Origin of the sequence: Streptomyces mangrovisoli (assembly GCF_000974985.2) — a bacterium.
GTDB lineage: Bacteria > Actinomycetota > Actinomycetes > Streptomycetales > Streptomycetaceae > Streptomyces > Streptomyces mangrovisoli.
In genome coordinates this window covers 1-15,036 of sequence record NZ_LAVA02000178.1, presented here as the reverse complement: position 1 = coordinate 15,036, position 15,036 = coordinate 1, and the positions used below count along the sequence as shown (strand labels likewise).

Below are 15,036 nucleotides of genomic sequence, written 5' to 3'. Positions count from 1 at the left end.
CTCGGCGGCACCTCCGCCTACACCTGGCTGAAGCTGCCGGTCACCGAGAACCCCGACGACATGGCCGAGGTGCTGGCTGCCTCCACGCTGCCCGCCGTGCTCCTCGGCGGAGAGGTCGGCGACGACCAGGACGGGGCGTACGAGAAGTGGCGCGGCGCGCTGCGGCTGCCCACCGTGCGCGGACTGGTGGCCGGCCGTTCGCTGCTCTACCCGCCGGACGGGGACGTGGCCGCCGCCGTCGACATCGCCGTAGGACTGCTGTGAGCGGGCGATGAGCCGCGCCCGGCACCGCGGCCCGGCCACGGCGGACGGCGGATCGCCGTCCGGCCCCGGCCCGCGCGTCGCACGACGCCCGGGCCCTGAACGCCTCCGGCGCGGGAGGCCGCTTCGCCCTGGCAGGAGCGAAGTGCGAGCGACGACTCCCCGCCCGCTACGGCCCCCGCGCCGGAGGTCCCGCACCAGCCGTGTCGCACCCGCCCGCGCGAGGACCGCGGGGGAGCCGCGCGGGCGGCTCGCCGAGGCGCGGGCCGCCGACACTCCCACATGTGTCTACGCGGAGACCGAAACCGCAGACACAGTGTCGGGCGCGCCCCCCGCGCGGGCCTGGTGGGATGTTCCTGTGGCCGCGACCGCGACCCGAGCGTCCACGGTCACGGCACATGAGCTGTACGAACGGCACGTCTCGACCCGACGCCGCCATCTGCGAAGGAGTACTCGGTCATGACGAAGATCGTCAACCACTGGATCGGCGGCAAGTCCGTCGAGGGCGCTTCGGGCACCTACGGACCCGTGACGAACCCGGCGACGGGCGAGGTCACCACCAAGGTGGCCTTCGCGTCGGTCGACGAGGTGGACGCGGCGGTGGCGGCGGCCAAGGACGCCTTCGTCACCTGGGGCCAGTCCTCGCTGGCCCGGCGCACGGAGATCCTCTTCCGCTTCCGCGCGCTGCTGGACGCCAACCGGGACGCGATCGCCGAGCTGATCACCGCCGAGCACGGCAAGGTGCACTCGGACGCGCTCGGCGAGGTGGCCCGCGGCCTGGAGATCGTGGACCTGGCCTGCGGCATCAACGTGCAGCTGAAGGGCGAGCTGTCGACGCAGGTCGCCAGCCGCGTGGACGTCTCCTCGCTCCGCCAGCCGCTCGGCGTGGTCGCCGGCATCACGCCGTTCAACTTCCCGGCGATGGTCCCGATGTGGATGTTCCCGATCGCCATCGCGTGCGGCAACACCTTCGTCCTGAAGCCGTCCGAGAAGGACCCGTCGGCCTCCCTGAAGGTCGCCGAGCTGCTGGCCGAGGCGGGGCTGCCGGACGGCGTCTTCAACGTCGTGCACGGCGACAAGGTCGCGGTGGACCGCCTCCTGGAGCACCCGGACGTCAAGGCCGTCTCCTTCGTCGGCTCGACCCCGATCGCCCGCTACATCCACACCACGGCCTCCGCGAACGGCAAGCGGGTGCAGGCGCTCGGCGGCGCCAAGAACCACATGCTGGTCCTCCCGGACGCCGACCTGGACGCGGCGGCCGACGCGGCGGTCAGCGCGGCGTACGGCTCCGCGGGCGAGCGCTGCATGGCGATCTCCGCGGTCGTCGCGGTCGGTTCGATCGGCGACGAGCTGGTGGAGAAGATCCGCGAGCGCGCCGAGAAGATCAAGATCGGCCCCGGCGACGACCCGGCCTCCGAGATGGGCCCGCTGATCACCAAGGTCCACCGCGACAAGGTGGCGTCCTACGTCGAGGGCGCGGCGGCCGAGGGCTGCGAGGTCGTGCTCGACGGCACCGGCCACACGGTCGAGGGCTTCGAGGACGGGCACTGGATCGGCATCTCCCTGCTCGACAAGGTGCCGACCGCGGCGAAGGCGTACACGGACGAGATCTTCGGCCCGGTGCTGTGCGTGCTGCGCGTCGACACGTACGAGGAGGGTGTCGCCCTCATCAACGCCTCGCCGTTCGGCAACGGCACCGCCATCTTCACCCGGGACGGCGGCGCGGCCCGCCGCTTCCAGCTGGAGATCGAGGCGGGCATGGTCGGCGTGAACGTGCCGATCCCGGTGCCGGTGGGCTACCACTCCTTCGGCGGCTGGAAGGACTCCCTCTTCGGGGACCACCACATCTACGGCAACGACGGCACGCACTTCTACACCCGCGGCAAGGTCGTCACCACCCGCTGGCCCGACCCGTCCGAGGCCCCCGCGGGCGTCGACCTGGGCTTCCCGCGCAACCACTGACCACGGAGCGTGTCCATCCCCCCGTCAAGCCGTCCGGAATCCGGACGGCTTGACGTTTTTTTGATGCCCGCGCTGCGGTTCCCGCACCTCCTCAAGCCCACCAAATGGCTTGGCGATACTGCTGTTTACGCGATCCGCGCCGTACTTGATCTACGGATTCCGTAGGTTAACGGCTATTGACGTGGTGGTTTTCGTCGGGGTTCGATGCTCGCGCCGGGAGCGGACGAAGAGAACCGATACGCGATCCGCCGGAGGCGATAGCGCTCCCGACCCTCACCCTCAGTCGCACGAGTCGATCGGAACCCCGTCGCATGACCGACACTCTCCGCCCTGTCGAGACCGCCGCCGCACCGGCCGCGCCCGACAGCCCGAAGACCCTCAAGCGTTCGATCGGCGTGGTGGGCGGCACTCTGCTGACCCTCTCGTGCGTGACCCCGGCCTCCACCCTGTTCGTGGTGATCCCCGACCTGTTCGGCTCGCTCGGCACGGCCACCGCCCTCACGATCGCCATCGGCTCCCTGCTCTGTATCGCCGTGGCGTTCTGCTACTCCGAGCTGGGCACCCTCATCCCCAGCGCGGGCGGCGAGTACGCCATGGTCTCCACGATGGCCGGCCGGCTCGCGGGCTGGCTTGTCTTCGTGCTGTCGCTGCTGGTCGTCATGATCGTCCCGCCGGTGATCGCGATCGGCACGGCCGACTACCTCGCCCCGGTGGTGCACCTCGACCCGGCGATGACCGGCGCGGGCGTGATGCTCCTCGCCACCGTCGCCGGCCTGCTGGACCTGCGCGCCAACGCGTGGATCACCGGCATCTTCCTGGTCCTGGAGGTCATCGCGGCCGGTGTCGTGGCCCTGCTGGGCTTCACCCACGCCCACCGCGGCCTCGGCAGCCTCACCTCGATGCAGGTCGCGGGCACCGACGGCCACACCGACGCGGTGACGGCGATGCTCGTCATATCCGGCCTCGCCATCGCCCTCTTCGCCACCCAGGGCTTCTCGACCGCGGTCTACCTCTCCGAGGAGCTGGAGAACCCGCGCCGCAACGTCGCCCGCACGGTGCTCGCCACCCTCGCCATCTCCACGGTCGTCATCCTGGTCCCGGTCGTCGCCATCACCATGGGCGCCTCCGACATCACCGCCCTCACCAGCGGCGACATCAGCAGCATGGTCACCGCCTGGTCGAACTCCGCGGTCGGCACCTTCGTCAGCCTCTGCGTGGCCCTCGCGATCATCAACGCCGGCATCGTCATGGTGATCCAGAACTCGCGCGTCCTGTTCGCCTCGGCCCGCGACAAGGCGTGGCCCGAGCCGGTCAACAACGTCTTCTCCCGCCTCGGCCGCTTCGGCTCCCCCTGGGTCGCCACCCTCGTGGTCGGTGTCCCCGGCGCCCTGCTCTGCTTCGTCAACCTCGACACCCTCTACGGCGTCACCGGCGTCGCCGTGACCGGCATGTACCTGCTCGTCGCGGTCGCCGCGCTGCTGTCCCGCCGCGGCCAGCACAAGCACACGCAGGCCTGGCGGATGCCGCTGTGGCCCGCGATGCCGATCCTGCTGATCGTGGTCCTCGCCTACGTCCTCACCCAGCAGGAGGTCAGCTACCTGCTGTGGACCGGCGGCATCACCGCCGTCGCCACCCTGTACTGGGCCTTCTACCTCCGCCCCCGCCGCGACACCCGCTGGCTGGTGTCGATCCCGGAGGACGCACAGGTCTGACCGACAGAAGCGGAGCCCCCTGCGGGGGGCTCCGTTCTTGTTCGTGCGGGTACGCCCCGGCCCTGAAAGGGGCGCGGGGAACTGCGCGAACGGCTACGACGCACCCGCACCCGACGCCACGTCGCACCACCCCCGACGGATGTCGCCCGGCACCCCCCGACGGCAAGTCGCCCCGCCCCCATACCGCGGATGCGGTACCGCAAGGCCGCTCCCTACTCCCCCGGGAGGGCCCCCGGTTCGGCCCCAGGGCGGCGTCGGCGGCCCGCAGCGACCCGTACGGTTGACGCATGGATCTTCGACTGGGGCCCCGGCGGCTCGCCGCCGCCGCGGCCGTCCTCGCGCTGCTGGCCGGCGCCGGCACCTGGACGGCCGCCGCCTCCGACGACCCGCCCCCCGTGCACCGCACCGACCGGGTCATGACCATGAGCGACGGCGTCCGCGTCGACACCTCGTACTTCACCACCGACGCCGCCGGTCGCCGCCCCGCCGTCCTGCTCGCGCACGGCTTCGGCGGCAGCAAGGACGACGTCCGCGCGCAGGCCCAGGACCTCGCCCGCGACGGATACGCGGTACTGACCTGGTCCGCGCGCGGCTTCGGGAAGTCCACCGGCAAGATCGGGCTGAACGACCCGGACCACGAGGTCGCCGACGTCTCCAAGCTCATCGACTGGCTGGCCCGCCGGCCCGAGGTGCAGCTCGACAAGCCGGGCGACCCGCGCGTCGGCGTCACCGGCGCCTCCTACGGCGGCGCGGTCTCCTTCCTCGCCGCCGGGTACGACCACCGGGTCGACGCCATCGCCCCCGCGCTCACCTACTGGAACCTGGCCGACGCCCTCTTCCCGAACGGCGTCTTCAAGAAGCTGTGGGCCGGGATCTTCGTGAACTCCGGCGGCGGCTGCGACGCGTTCGAGGCCGGCCTGTGCCGGATGTACGAGCGCGTCGCCGAGTCCGGCACCCCGGACGCGCAGGCCCGCGCGCTGCTGGAGGCCCGCTCCCCGTCCGCGGTCGCGAGCCGCATCAAGGTGCCCACACTGCTGGTGCAGGGGCAGACCGACTCCCTGTTCACCCTCGCCCAGTCCGACGCGGCCGCGAAGGCGATCCGCGCCAACGGCGCCCCCGTCGACGTCGACTGGATCTCCGGCGGCCACGACGGCGGCGACCTGGAGACCGGCCGCGTCCAGTCCCGGGTCCGCTCCTGGTTCGACCGCTATCTGAAGAAGGACGAGTCCACCGCCACCGGCCCCGCGTTCCGGGTCACCCGCACCGGCGGCGTCGACTCCACCGACGGCGCCGCCCTGCTGCGCGGCGCGAGCGCCGACCACTACCCCGGCCTGGACAGCGCCCCGCGCGCCGTCGCCCTCACCGGCCGCGAGCAGCGCTTCGCCAACCCGGCCGGCGCGGGCCCGCCCGCCGTCTCCTCGCTGCCCGGACTCGGCGGCTCCGGCGGCCTCGCCCAGCTCTCCTCGCTCGGCGTCGGCGTGTCCGTGGACTTCCCCGGCCAGTACGCCGCCTTCGAATCGGCACCCCTGAAGCGCGATCTGCGGATCACCGGATCGCCCACGGTCACCGTCCACGTGAAGTCCACGTCGGACGACGCCGTCCTCTTCGCCAAGGTCTACGACGTCGGCCCCGGCGGCAGCGGGCAGGTGCTGCCCTCCCAGCTGGTGACCCCGATCCGGGTCACGGGAGCCAAGGCGGGCAAGGACGTCACGATCACCCTCCCGGCCGTCGACCACCAGGTCGCGAGCGGTCACCGGCTGCGTCTCGTCCTCGCCTCCACCGACCTCGCCTACGCCTCGCCGACCAGCCCGGCGACGTACACCGTCTCCCTCAAGAGCGCCCTGAACGTGCCCACCGCGCCCGCCGTGAAGACGGCCGCGACCCCGCTGCCCTCCTGGGTGTGGTGGCTGCCCGCCGTCGGCGCGGTCGTCGCCCTCGCGCTGCTGCTGACCGGCCGCCGCCGCACCACCGCGCCCGCGCCCGACCCGGCGCTCGCCGCGGTCCCGCTCCAGATCACCGGCCTGACCAAGCGCTACGGCGGCTCCGGCGAGAGGTACGCCGTGCGCGACCTGTCCTTCCGCGTCGAGCAGGGCCAGGTGCTCGGGCTGCTCGGGCCCAACGGCGCGGGCAAGACGACCACCCTGCGGATGCTCATGGGCCTGATCCGGCCCGACGCGGGCGAGATACGGGTCTTCGGGCAGGCGATCCGGCCCGGCGCACCCGTGCTGTCCCGGGTCGGCGCGTTCGTCGAGGGCGCGGGCTTCCTGCCGCACCTGTCCGGGCGGGAGAACCTGGAGCTGTACTGGCGGGCCACCGGCCGCCCGGCCGAGGACGCCCATCTCGAAGAGGCCCTGGAGATCGCGGACCTCGGCGACGCCCTGGCCCGCGCGGTGCGCACCTACTCCCAGGGCATGCGCCAGCGGCTCGCGCTCGCCCAGGCCATGCTCGGGCTGCCGGACCTGCTCATCCTCGACGAGCCGACCAACGGGCTGGACCCGCCGCAGATCCGCGAGATGCGCGAGGTGATGATCCGCTACGCGGCCGGCGGCCGTACCGTCATCGTCTCCAGCCATCTGCTCTCCGAGGTGGAGCAGTCCTGCACGCATCTCGTGGTCATGGACCGCGGCCGGCTCGTGCAGGCGGGCCCCGTGGACGAGATCGCGGGCTCCGGCGAGACCCTGCTCGTCGGCCTGGCGGGGCCGGTCACCGACCCGCTGCTGGAGAAGATCACGGCCCTGGACGGCGTCTCCACCACCACCCGCACGGAGGGCGGCCTGCTCGTCCGGCTGACACCGGCGTCCGAGAGGCCGGCCGCCGATCCCCTCGCCTCCGCCGCCCCCGTACCCGCGGCCCCCCTGCCTGCCGACCCCGTACCCGCCGACCCCGTCCTGGACGACCCCGCCGCCCGGCTGCTCGCCGAACTGGTCCGGCTCGACGTGCCGGTCGCCTCCTTCGCGCCGTACCGCCGCCTGGAGGACGCCTTCCTCACCCTGATCGGAGGTTCCGCATGAGCGACACCGTCCTCGACGACACCGCCCTCGCCGGGACCGCGCCCGGCTACCGCGCGGGCCGCACCCTGCCGCTGCGCGTCGAACTGGTCCGCCAGCTCAAGCGGCGCCGCACGCTGGTCATGGGCGCGGTCCTCGCCCTGCTGCCGTTCGTGCTCCTGGTGGCGTTCGCCGTCGGCGGCGACCCGGGCGGCCGCAACTCCCAGGTCACCCTGATGGACACGGCCACCGCGTCCGGCGCCAACTTCGCCGCGGTGAACCTGTTCGTCTCCGCGGGCTTCCTGCTGGTCGTGCCGGTCGCGCTGTTCTGCGGGGACACGGTGGCCTCGGAGGCCGGCTGGTCCTCCCTGCGCTATCTGCTCGCGGCGCCCGTGCCGCGGGCCCGGCTGCTGTGGTCCAAGCTGGTCGTCGCCCTCGGCCTGAGCCTGGCCGCGATGGTGCTGCTGCCGGTCGTCGCGCTCGCCGTGGGCACGGCCGCCTACGGCTGGGGCCCCCTGGAGATCCCCACCGGCGGCGCGCTCGATCCGGGCGCCGCGGCCGGCCGCCTGGTCGTGGTGGTGGCGTACGTCTTCGTCTCCCAACTGGTCACGGCGGGACTGGCGTTCTGGCTGTCGACGCGGACGGACGCGCCGCTCGGCGCGGTCGGCGGCGCGGTCGGCCTGACCATCGTCGGCAATGTCCTGGACGCGGTCACCGCGCTCGGGCACTGGCGCGACTTCCTGCCCGCGCACTGGCAGTTCGCCTGGGTGGACGCCGTGCAGCCGCACCCCGAGTTCTCCGGCATGGTGCAGGGTGCGGCGATCTCGGTGACGTACGCGCTGGTCCTGTTCGCCCTGGCCTTCCGCGGCTTCGCGCGCAAGGACATCACCTCGTAGGCCGCCGCGCGACGGCACCGCACGCCCCGGCACACGAGCACATCACGCCCGGCGCACCGGCACATCACGCCCCGGCACACCGGAGGATCACCCACCGGTCTCGGCGAGCCGGGTCCGTGGCCGCTTCGAGATCCACCTGCAACGCCCCGGGGCGCACGTCCGGGCCCCCTGCGCCGTCACTCTCACAGAAGAGTGACAGGCATCGACCAAGGGGGCACGGCAGATGGAGCGTCACCGGGCACGAGGGATCCGGCGGGGGAGCGGACTGCTCCTCGCCGTCACGGCCGTGAGCGGCCTGCTGCTCACCGGGTGCAGCGCGGACAGCGGTTCGGCGAGCGATTCGTCCAACGACGGCCGGCAGCACATCGGGAACCCGGCGCCGGCCGCCCCCACCGGCGGGGCGCGGAAGGAGGACGGCGAGAGCCCGTCCCCGCGGTCCGACCACCTGTCCACGTTCGCCCTGGACGTCGACACCGCCTCCTACGGCTACGCCCGCTCCACCCTCGCCGACGGCGCGCTGCCCGACCCGGAGACGGTCCGCCCCGAGGAGTTCGTCAACAGCTTCCACCAGGACTACGCACGCCCCGACGGCGACGGCTTCTCGGTGACCGTGGACGGCGCCCGCACCGACAAGGAGAACTGGTCCCTGGTCCGTGTGGGCCTCGCCACCCGGGCCGCCGAGAGCGACGCCGAACGCCCGCCCGTCGCGCTCACGTTCGTCGTCGACGTCTCCGGCTCGATGGGCGACCCCGGCCGCCTGGACCTCGCCCAGAAGGGCCTGGACAAGATGACGGACCGGCTGCGCGACGACGACTCGGTCGCCGTCGTCACCTTCAGCGACACCGCCCGGGTCGCGCTGCGCATGACGCGGCTGAAGAACAACCGGGGCCGCGTGCACCAGGTGATCGACGACCTCGCGGCGACGTACGACACCAACCTCGCCGCAGGCGTCGAGACCGGGTACGCCACCGCGGTCGCGGGCCTGCGCGAGGGCGCCACCAACCGGGTCGTGCTGGTCTCCGACGGGCTCGCCAACACCGGCGACACCGACCCCGACGGCATCCTCGACCGCATCGACACCGCCCGCCGCGAGAACGGCATCACCCTCTTCGGCGTCGGCGTCGGGCACGAGTACGGCGACGCCCTCATGGAACGCCTCGCCGACAAGGGCGACGGCCACACCGCCTACGTCGCGAACGAGACCGAGGCCACCACCGTGTTCGCCCGGGACCTCACCCGGAACATCGGCCTGGCCGCCCGCGACGCCAAGGCGCAGGTCGCCTTCGACCCGCACACGGTCGTGCAGTTCCACCTGGTCGGCTACGACGACCGGCGGGTCGCCGACGACGACTTCCGCGACGACAGCGTCGACGGCGGCGAGGTCGGCCCCGGCCACACCGTGACCGCGCTGTACGCCGTCCGCACCCGTGCCGGGGCGCACGGACACCTCGCCACCGCGACCGTGCGCTGGCTCGACCCGGCCACCCGCGCCCCGCACGAGGAGTCGGGCCAGATCGAGACCGACGCCCTCGGCTCCTCCCTGCGCGAGGCGCCCACGGGGCTCCAAGTCACCGCCGTAGCCGCCTACTTCGCCGACTCCCTGCGCTTCGGCGACCGCCGCTGGACCACCCTCCCCGGCGACCCCGGCCTTGCCGGACTCGCCACGTGGTCCCGGCAGTTGGCGGAGAGCACCGAGAACACGGACCTGGCGCGCCTGGCCGACGCCATCGTCCAGGCACACGAACTGGAGGGCTAGGGCCTTGCAGGGCAACGGACTTGGGGAGCTTCCATTGACCTTTTCTTACGCGTGAGTAAGTTTACTTCCCGGTAAGGAACTGGGGCACGCACCGTCGCGACCGGGAGCCGTCATGGGCGTACGCAAGGACCTGAAGCGGGCGAAGCAGCGCACCGACCTCGCGGACCGCACCCGCGTCGAGACCGTCAAGGACGGCGCGGGCGCGGTGCGCGAGGCCCGCACCCCCGCCCTCGCCCCGGCCCCGCACACCGGCAGCACCGCCGACATCCCCTATGTCAACGCCGCCGAGGACCCCGGCGCCGTCGTCCTGCGGCGCCGGGACCCGGACGGCTGGCGGCCGGTGACCGCCGCCGCCTTCGCGGACGAGGTCACCGCCGTCGCCAAGGGCCTGATCGCCGGCGGCCTCGAACCGGGCGACCACGTCGCCGTGATGTCCCGCACCCGCTACGAGTGGACCGTGCTGGACTTCGCGATCTGGGCGGCGGGCGGCCGCAGCGTGCCGATCTACGCCACCTCCTCCGCGGAGCAGGTCGAGTGGATCGTGCGCGACTCCGGCACCCGGCTCGTCGTCACCGAGACCGCCGAGAACGCGGCCCTCGTCACCGCGGCCACGGCCGGGCACCCGGCCCCGCCCGGCGTCCGGCAGATCGACGCCGGCGCCCTCGCCGAACTCACCGCCCTCGGCCGGGACGTCCCCGACGAGGAGGTCACCAAGCGCCGCGCCGCGCTGACCCCCGACACCCCCGCCACCCTCTGCTACACCTCCGGCACCACCGGCCGCCCCAAGGGCTGCGTGCTCACCCACGCCAACCTGTACGCCGAGGCCGCCAACACCGTCGAACTGCTGCACCCGATCTTCAAGGAGGTCACCCGGCAGACCGCCTCCACCCTGCTCTTCCTGCCGCTCGCGCACATCCTCGGCCGCACCCTCCAGATCGCCTGCCTGCTGGCCCGCATCGAGACGGGCCACTTCCCGAGCGTCAAGCCGGACGAACTCCGCCCGGCGCTCAAGGAGTTCCGCCCCACCTTCCTGGTCGGGGTGCCGTATCTCTTCGAGAAGATCCACGACACCGGGCGGGCCACCGCGGAGAAGATCGGCCGGGGCGCCTCCTTCGACCGCGCGGACCGGATCGGCGTCCGCTTCGGCCAGGCCTACCTGGACCGCTTCCTCGACCGGGGCAAGGGCCCCGGCCCCGCCCTGTACGCCGCCTGGGCGCTGTACGACCTGCTCGTCTACCGCCGTGTCCGGGCCGAGCTGGGCGGCAGGATGCGCTACGCCATCAGCGGCGGCTCCCCGCTCGACCGCGACCTCAACCTCTTCTTCTACGCCGCCGGGATCATCGTCTACGAGGGCTACGGCCTCACCGAGACCAGCGCCGCCGCCACGATCGTCCCGCCGCTGCGGCCCCGGCCCGGCACGGTCGGGGTGCCCGTCCCCGGCACCGCCGTCCGCATCGCCGACGACGGCGAGGTGCTGGTCAAGGGCGGCATCGTGTTCGGCCGCTACTGGAACGACCCCGAGGCCACGGACGCGGTCCTGACCGGCGGCTGGTTCGCCACCGGCGACCTGGGCGCCCTCGACGAGGACGGCTATCTCACCATCACCGGCCGCAAGAAGGACATCCTCGTCACCTCCGGCGGCAAGAACGTCTCCCCGGCGGTCCTGGAGGACCGGCTGCGCAGCCGGCCGCCGGTCGGGCAGTGCATCGTCGTCGGCGACAACCGCCCCTTCGTCGCCGCCCTGATCACCCTCGACCCGGAGGCGGTGGCGCACTGGCTGTCCGTGCGCGGGCTGCCCGCCGGCACCCCGCTCGCCGAGGTGGCCCGCGACCCGCGGATGCGCGCGGCCGTGCAGCGGGCCGTCGACCACGCCAACGCGGCCGTCTCGCGCGCCGAGTCGATCCGCGCCTTCGCGCTGGTGGAGGGCGAGTTCACCGAGGAGAACGGGCTGCTGACCCCGTCGATGAAGGTCAAGCGGCACGCGGTGACGGCGGCGTACGCCCGGCAGATCGAGGAGCTGTACGGCGCCGGACGCCCGGACGCGTGAGGGCGGCCGCGGCCGGGCCTCGGGGAGCCGCTGACACGCCGGACGGCGGACCACGGGAGAAGCCGCTGACACGCCGGACGGCGGGCCACCGGGGAGCCGGTGACCCGCCGTCGACGGGAGAGCGGAGGGCGGACGCTCAGCGGTTGCCGGCGCCGTTGGCCGACAGGGCCGAGATGTCGTCCAGGATGTGCGACAGCGGCTCGTCGCCCTTGGCCTGGGTGGAGTTCTCGACGCACTGCTGGTTCTGCGGGGAGGACAGGACCGGGATGTCCTGGAGGCCCACGTTGGCCAGGAGGGCGAGCACGTTCTGCGCGTTCACCTTGGCCGGCAGGCCGATGCACGGCTTGTTCAGCGATCCCTGGACCAGCGAGAGCTGCGGGCTCATGTCGCCCTTGGTCACCGAGTTGCCGAACTCCGACGAGGCGCCGTTGCCGCTGGCCGACGTGGTGCCGTGGTCGTTGCCGGTGGCGAGCGCCTGAGGAGCGGTGGTGGCCGCGAGGCCGGCGACCGAGACGGCGAGGGCCGCGGATGCCCACAGCTTCTTCATTTTGATTCCCTTTCGAAAAGCGGACTCCTGGGGGGAGCTGCGTGATCATCAACGGTGAATTCCCCGCCAGGGTTGCGGGCTTTGACCCGTTCGGCGCAGCGCAGTCCGATGATGCGCAGAACGCCCGCGCATCGAGATTGGCGATCGCGAACATGCGAACGGCGGGCCGCCGGGAAACCGGTGGCCCGCCGTCGGCGGAGGTGCTGCGGCGGGCCCGCGGGCCCGCGTCGCTCAGCGGTTGTTGGTGCCGTTGCCCGACAGGGCCGAGATGTCGTCCAGGATGTGCGACAGCGGCTCGTCGCCCTTGGCCTGGGTGGAGTTCTCGACGCACTGCTGGTTCTGCGGCGAGGACAGGACCGGGATGTCCTGGACGCCGACGTTGAGGATGCCGATCAGGGACTGGGCGTTGAGCTTCGCCGGCAGGCCGATGCAGGGCTTGTTGAACGATCCCTGGATCAGCGCCATCTGGGGGCTCATGTTGCCGTACGTGGCCGAGTTGCCGAACGCCTGGGAGGCGCCGTTGCCGCTGAAGGACGTGGTGCCGTGGTCGTTGCCGATGGCGAGGGCCTGGGGCGCGACGGCCGCGGAGGCACCGACGACGGAGGCGGCGACCGCGGCGGTGGCCAGAACCTTCTTGATCACGTGAGAGTCCCTTTCTGGAGAAGCCCCGTCCACCGGAGCGTCCTGGTCAACTCCCGCCGCCGGGTTTGGATGCTGGCATTCACTCCGATGGCCTACGTCGCAGATATGCAGAAAGGTGTCGCCCGCCCCGGGATTCCGGGGAATGGTGCCGGACGGACGGCACCGATCGGGTGACCGGCCGCAACCAAACCCCATCGGCCGAGTTGTTGCGGAGGCAGGTACATGCGTCTTGGTCATGCGTCATGGCCAAGGGCCAGGAAAGGAAACCAAATGCTGAAGAAGGCAATGGCTGTGGCGGCGGTCGCCGCGTCCGTCGTCGGCGCGTCGGCGGCGATCGCCCCCCAGGCGCTTGCCATCGGCAACGACAACGGCACGACCTCCGCGAGCGGCAACGACGCCCACGAGTCGTTCGGCAACTCCGTGACCAAGGGCGACATGAGCCCGCAGGCCACGCTGGTCCAGGGCTCGCTGAACAAGCTCTGCGTGGGCCTGCCGGCCAAGGTGAACGTGCAGAACGTGCTCGCCGCCGTCAACCTCGGCCTCCAGGACATCCCGGTCCTGTCCTCCCCGCAGAACCAGCAGTGCGCCGAGAACTCCACCCAGGCCAAGGGCGACGAGCCGCTGTCGCACCTCGTCGACGACATCTCGGCCCTGTCGGGCAACGGCGCCGGCAACCGCTGAGTCCGGATCCCGAGAAAAAACCCGGACGGACCCGCTTTCCCACGGCGGTCCGTCCGGGATTTTTTCGTTTTATCGACAGTGTCCTGGCGGTCTCTTCGCACTTCCTTCGCGGCTTCTTCGGGATGCCTTCCGGGTCTTTCCCGCGCATCATCGCGCCTGGTCGAGGCGGAGCGTTTCTTCGCCGTTAGGTCATCAGCGTCAATTACCTGACAGCGATCGAGTGAATTCACCTGCGGCGCGCGTTCCGGAGTTTCCTCCCGCGTCTATTCCTCGTTCTACAGCCTGCCGGTCATGGTGCGAGCCGTCCCTATCGTGCTCGCTCGGTTTCGGCCGTCACAGGGCATGACCGCAGAGAAGGGAAAGTTCATGAAGAAGAGCGCTGCCGTCGTCGCGGGTCTGATCCTGGCCCTCGGTGCCGCCGCACCGGCCATGGCCGACTCGGGCGCCGAGGGCCTCGCCGTCGGTTCGCCGGGCGTCCTCTCCGGCAACGTCATCCAGATCCCGATCCACGTGCCGATCAACGTCTGCGGCAACTCGGTCAACGTCATCGGCCTGCTCAACCCGGCGATCGGCAACACCTGCGCCAACGGCTGACGACCTCGTCGTACCAGCCTCACGGCTGCGTCTGGGCCGGCTCCGGAGCGTCCATCCTTCGTTCCGGGGCCGGCCTTTTCCCACTTCACCCAGTAGGAAGACAACGAGATTGCGACAGACCCTGAGCAAGGGAATGGTCGTGGCCGCCGCCGCGACGGGCATCCTCTCCCTCTACGGCACCCCTGCTGCCCTGGCCGAGACGACCGCATCGAGCGTTGCCGAGGGCTCGCCCGGTGTGCTCTCCGGCAACAGCGTCTCGGTCCCGGTCGAGGTCCCGGTGAACGTGTGCGGCAACACCGTCGACCCGGTCGGCGCGCTCAACCCGGCCTTCGGCAACTCCTGCGCGAACACGACGGGTTCCTCCTCCCGCGACACCGCTCCCGCCCCGCACGACCACACCGACGACGACTCCGGCCACGCGGGCTATGGCGGCCACGACTCCGACTCCGGCCCGGGCTACGGCTCCGACCACGGCAGCAGCAGTGGAGGTGGCTACGGCTCCGATCACAGCAGCGGTGGCGGTGGCGGTGGTTACGGCTCCGACCACGGCAGCGGTGGAGGTGGCTACGGCTCCGATCACGGCAGCGGTGGCGGTGGCTACGGCTCCGATCATGGCGGTGGCGGCTACGGCTCCGACCACAGCCCGGCCCCCGAGCACAGCCCCACGGCCACCCCCAGCCCCAGCGCGAGCCCCGAGCACGACTCCGGTCACGAGCACGGCCGTCCGTCCGGCCAGGACCAGGGGTACGGTCACGAGCACGGTGGCCGTCCCTCGGCGCCCGAGCAGGGGTACGGTCACGAGCACGGCCACCGTCCCGGCCCCGGTGGGCACGACGAGAACTGCGACCACGGCGGCCACCACAGCCCGCCCCCCACGCACGGCGAGCACACGCCTCCGCCGCACGGTGGCGGTCACCACACGCCGCCCCCCTACGGCGGTGGCGACCACAC

12 protein-coding genes and 1 pseudogene are annotated in these 15,036 nt (G+C 72.2%); 11 read left to right on the top strand and 2 right to left on the bottom strand.

Annotated features, from left to right (window positions below):
* The 8 genes and pseudogenes from WN71_RS39185 to WN71_RS39155 all read left to right on the top strand — a co-directional run.
* Positions 1–264, top strand: a 264-nt coding sequence (locus WN71_RS39185; RefSeq protein ID WP_420856569.1) for a Cgl0159 family (beta/alpha)8-fold protein, incomplete at its 5' end; no start/stop codon positions are given.
* Between the two features lie 238 nt (positions 265–502).
* Positions 503–724, top strand: a pseudogene (locus WN71_RS43145) (3D-(3,5/4)-trihydroxycyclohexane-1,2-dione acylhydrolase (decyclizing)); the annotation flags it as partial.
* Positions 721–2,223: a CoA-acylating methylmalonate-semialdehyde dehydrogenase gene (gene mmsA, locus WN71_RS39180; RefSeq protein ID WP_046586956.1), complete on the top strand. Its 1,503-nt coding sequence runs from the start codon at positions 721–723 to the stop codon at positions 2,221–2,223. The pseudogene WN71_RS43145 and the gene mmsA, both read left to right, overlap by 4 nt.
* Positions 2,224–2,534: 311 nt before the next feature.
* Positions 2,535–3,935, top strand: a complete 1,401-nt coding sequence (locus WN71_RS39175; protein ID WP_046586953.1) for an APC family permease — start codon at positions 2,535–2,537, stop codon at positions 3,933–3,935.
* A gap of 287 nt (positions 3,936–4,222) precedes the next feature.
* Positions 4,223–6,946 (top strand): CocE/NonD family hydrolase, encoded by a 2,724-nt coding sequence (locus WN71_RS39170; RefSeq protein ID WP_046586950.1) that lies wholly within the window; start codon positions 4,223–4,225, stop codon positions 6,944–6,946.
* Positions 6,943–7,818, top strand: coding sequence for an ABC transporter permease (locus WN71_RS39165; RefSeq protein ID WP_046586948.1), 876 nt, complete (start codon positions 6,943–6,945; stop codon positions 7,816–7,818). Before WN71_RS39170 ends, WN71_RS39165 begins: the two co-directional genes overlap by 4 nt.
* A gap of 223 nt (positions 7,819–8,041) precedes the next feature.
* Entirely contained in the window at positions 8,042–9,574 is a 1,533-nt protein-coding gene (locus tag WN71_RS39160) for a vWA domain-containing protein (RefSeq protein WP_046586946.1), read from the top strand.
* A gap of 112 nt (positions 9,575–9,686) precedes the next feature.
* Positions 9,687–11,621: an AMP-dependent synthetase/ligase gene (locus WN71_RS39155; RefSeq protein WP_046586944.1), complete on the top strand. Its 1,935-nt coding sequence runs from the start codon at positions 9,687–9,689 to the stop codon at positions 11,619–11,621.
* Positions 11,622–11,757: 136 nt separating this feature from the next.
* Here the strand turns inward: WN71_RS39155 and WN71_RS39150 are convergent, their stop codons facing one another.
* Together WN71_RS39150 and WN71_RS39145 are read right to left on the bottom strand one after the other, a co-directional pair.
* Complete coding sequence (locus WN71_RS39150) at positions 11,758–12,168, bottom strand: rodlin (protein WP_046586941.1); 411 nt, start codon at positions 12,166–12,168, stop codon at positions 11,758–11,760.
* Positions 12,169–12,399: 231 nt separating this feature from the next.
* Complete coding sequence (locus WN71_RS39145; RefSeq protein WP_046586939.1) at positions 12,400–12,810, bottom strand: rodlin; 411 nt, start codon at positions 12,808–12,810, stop codon at positions 12,400–12,402.
* Positions 12,811–13,080: 270 nt separating this feature from the next.
* Here WN71_RS39145 and WN71_RS39140 point away from each other — a divergent pair, with 270 nt between their 5' ends.
* The 3 genes from WN71_RS39140 to WN71_RS41360 all read left to right on the top strand — a co-directional run.
* Positions 13,081–13,491, top strand: a complete 411-nt coding sequence (locus tag WN71_RS39140; protein WP_046586937.1) for a rodlin — start codon at positions 13,081–13,083, stop codon at positions 13,489–13,491.
* A gap of 366 nt (positions 13,492–13,857) precedes the next feature.
* Entirely contained in the window at positions 13,858–14,085 is a 228-nt protein-coding gene (locus tag WN71_RS39135; protein ID WP_046586934.1) for a chaplin, read from the top strand.
* Positions 14,086–14,194: 109 nt separating this feature from the next.
* The coding region (locus WN71_RS41360; RefSeq protein WP_240529927.1) for a chaplin at positions 14,195–15,036 on the top strand (842 nt) is incomplete at its 3' end.

Bases quoted from the DNA above. Each gene is read 5' to 3' on its own strand.
- mmsA (WP_046586956.1), top strand. From the start codon at position 721: ATGACGAAGATCGTCAACCACTGGATCGGCGGCAAGTCCGTCGAGGGC.
- WN71_RS39175 (WP_046586953.1), top strand. From the start codon at position 2,535: ATGACCGACACTCTCCGCCCTGTCGAGACCGCCGCCGCACCGGCCGCG.
- WN71_RS39170 (WP_046586950.1), top strand. From the start codon at position 4,223: ATGGATCTTCGACTGGGGCCCCGGCGGCTCGCCGCCGCCGCGGCCGTC.
- WN71_RS39165 (WP_046586948.1), top strand. From the start codon at position 6,943: ATGAGCGACACCGTCCTCGACGACACCGCCCTCGCCGGGACCGCGCCC.
- WN71_RS39160 (WP_046586946.1), top strand. From the start codon at position 8,042: ATGGAGCGTCACCGGGCACGAGGGATCCGGCGGGGGAGCGGACTGCTC.
- WN71_RS39155 (WP_046586944.1), top strand. From the start codon at position 9,687: ATGGGCGTACGCAAGGACCTGAAGCGGGCGAAGCAGCGCACCGACCTC.
- WN71_RS39150 (WP_046586941.1), bottom strand. From the start codon at position 12,168: ATGAAGAAGCTGTGGGCATCCGCGGCCCTCGCCGTCTCGGTCGCCGGC.
- WN71_RS39140 (WP_046586937.1), top strand. From the start codon at position 13,081: ATGCTGAAGAAGGCAATGGCTGTGGCGGCGGTCGCCGCGTCCGTCGTC.
- WN71_RS39135 (WP_046586934.1), top strand. From the start codon at position 13,858: ATGAAGAAGAGCGCTGCCGTCGTCGCGGGTCTGATCCTGGCCCTCGGT.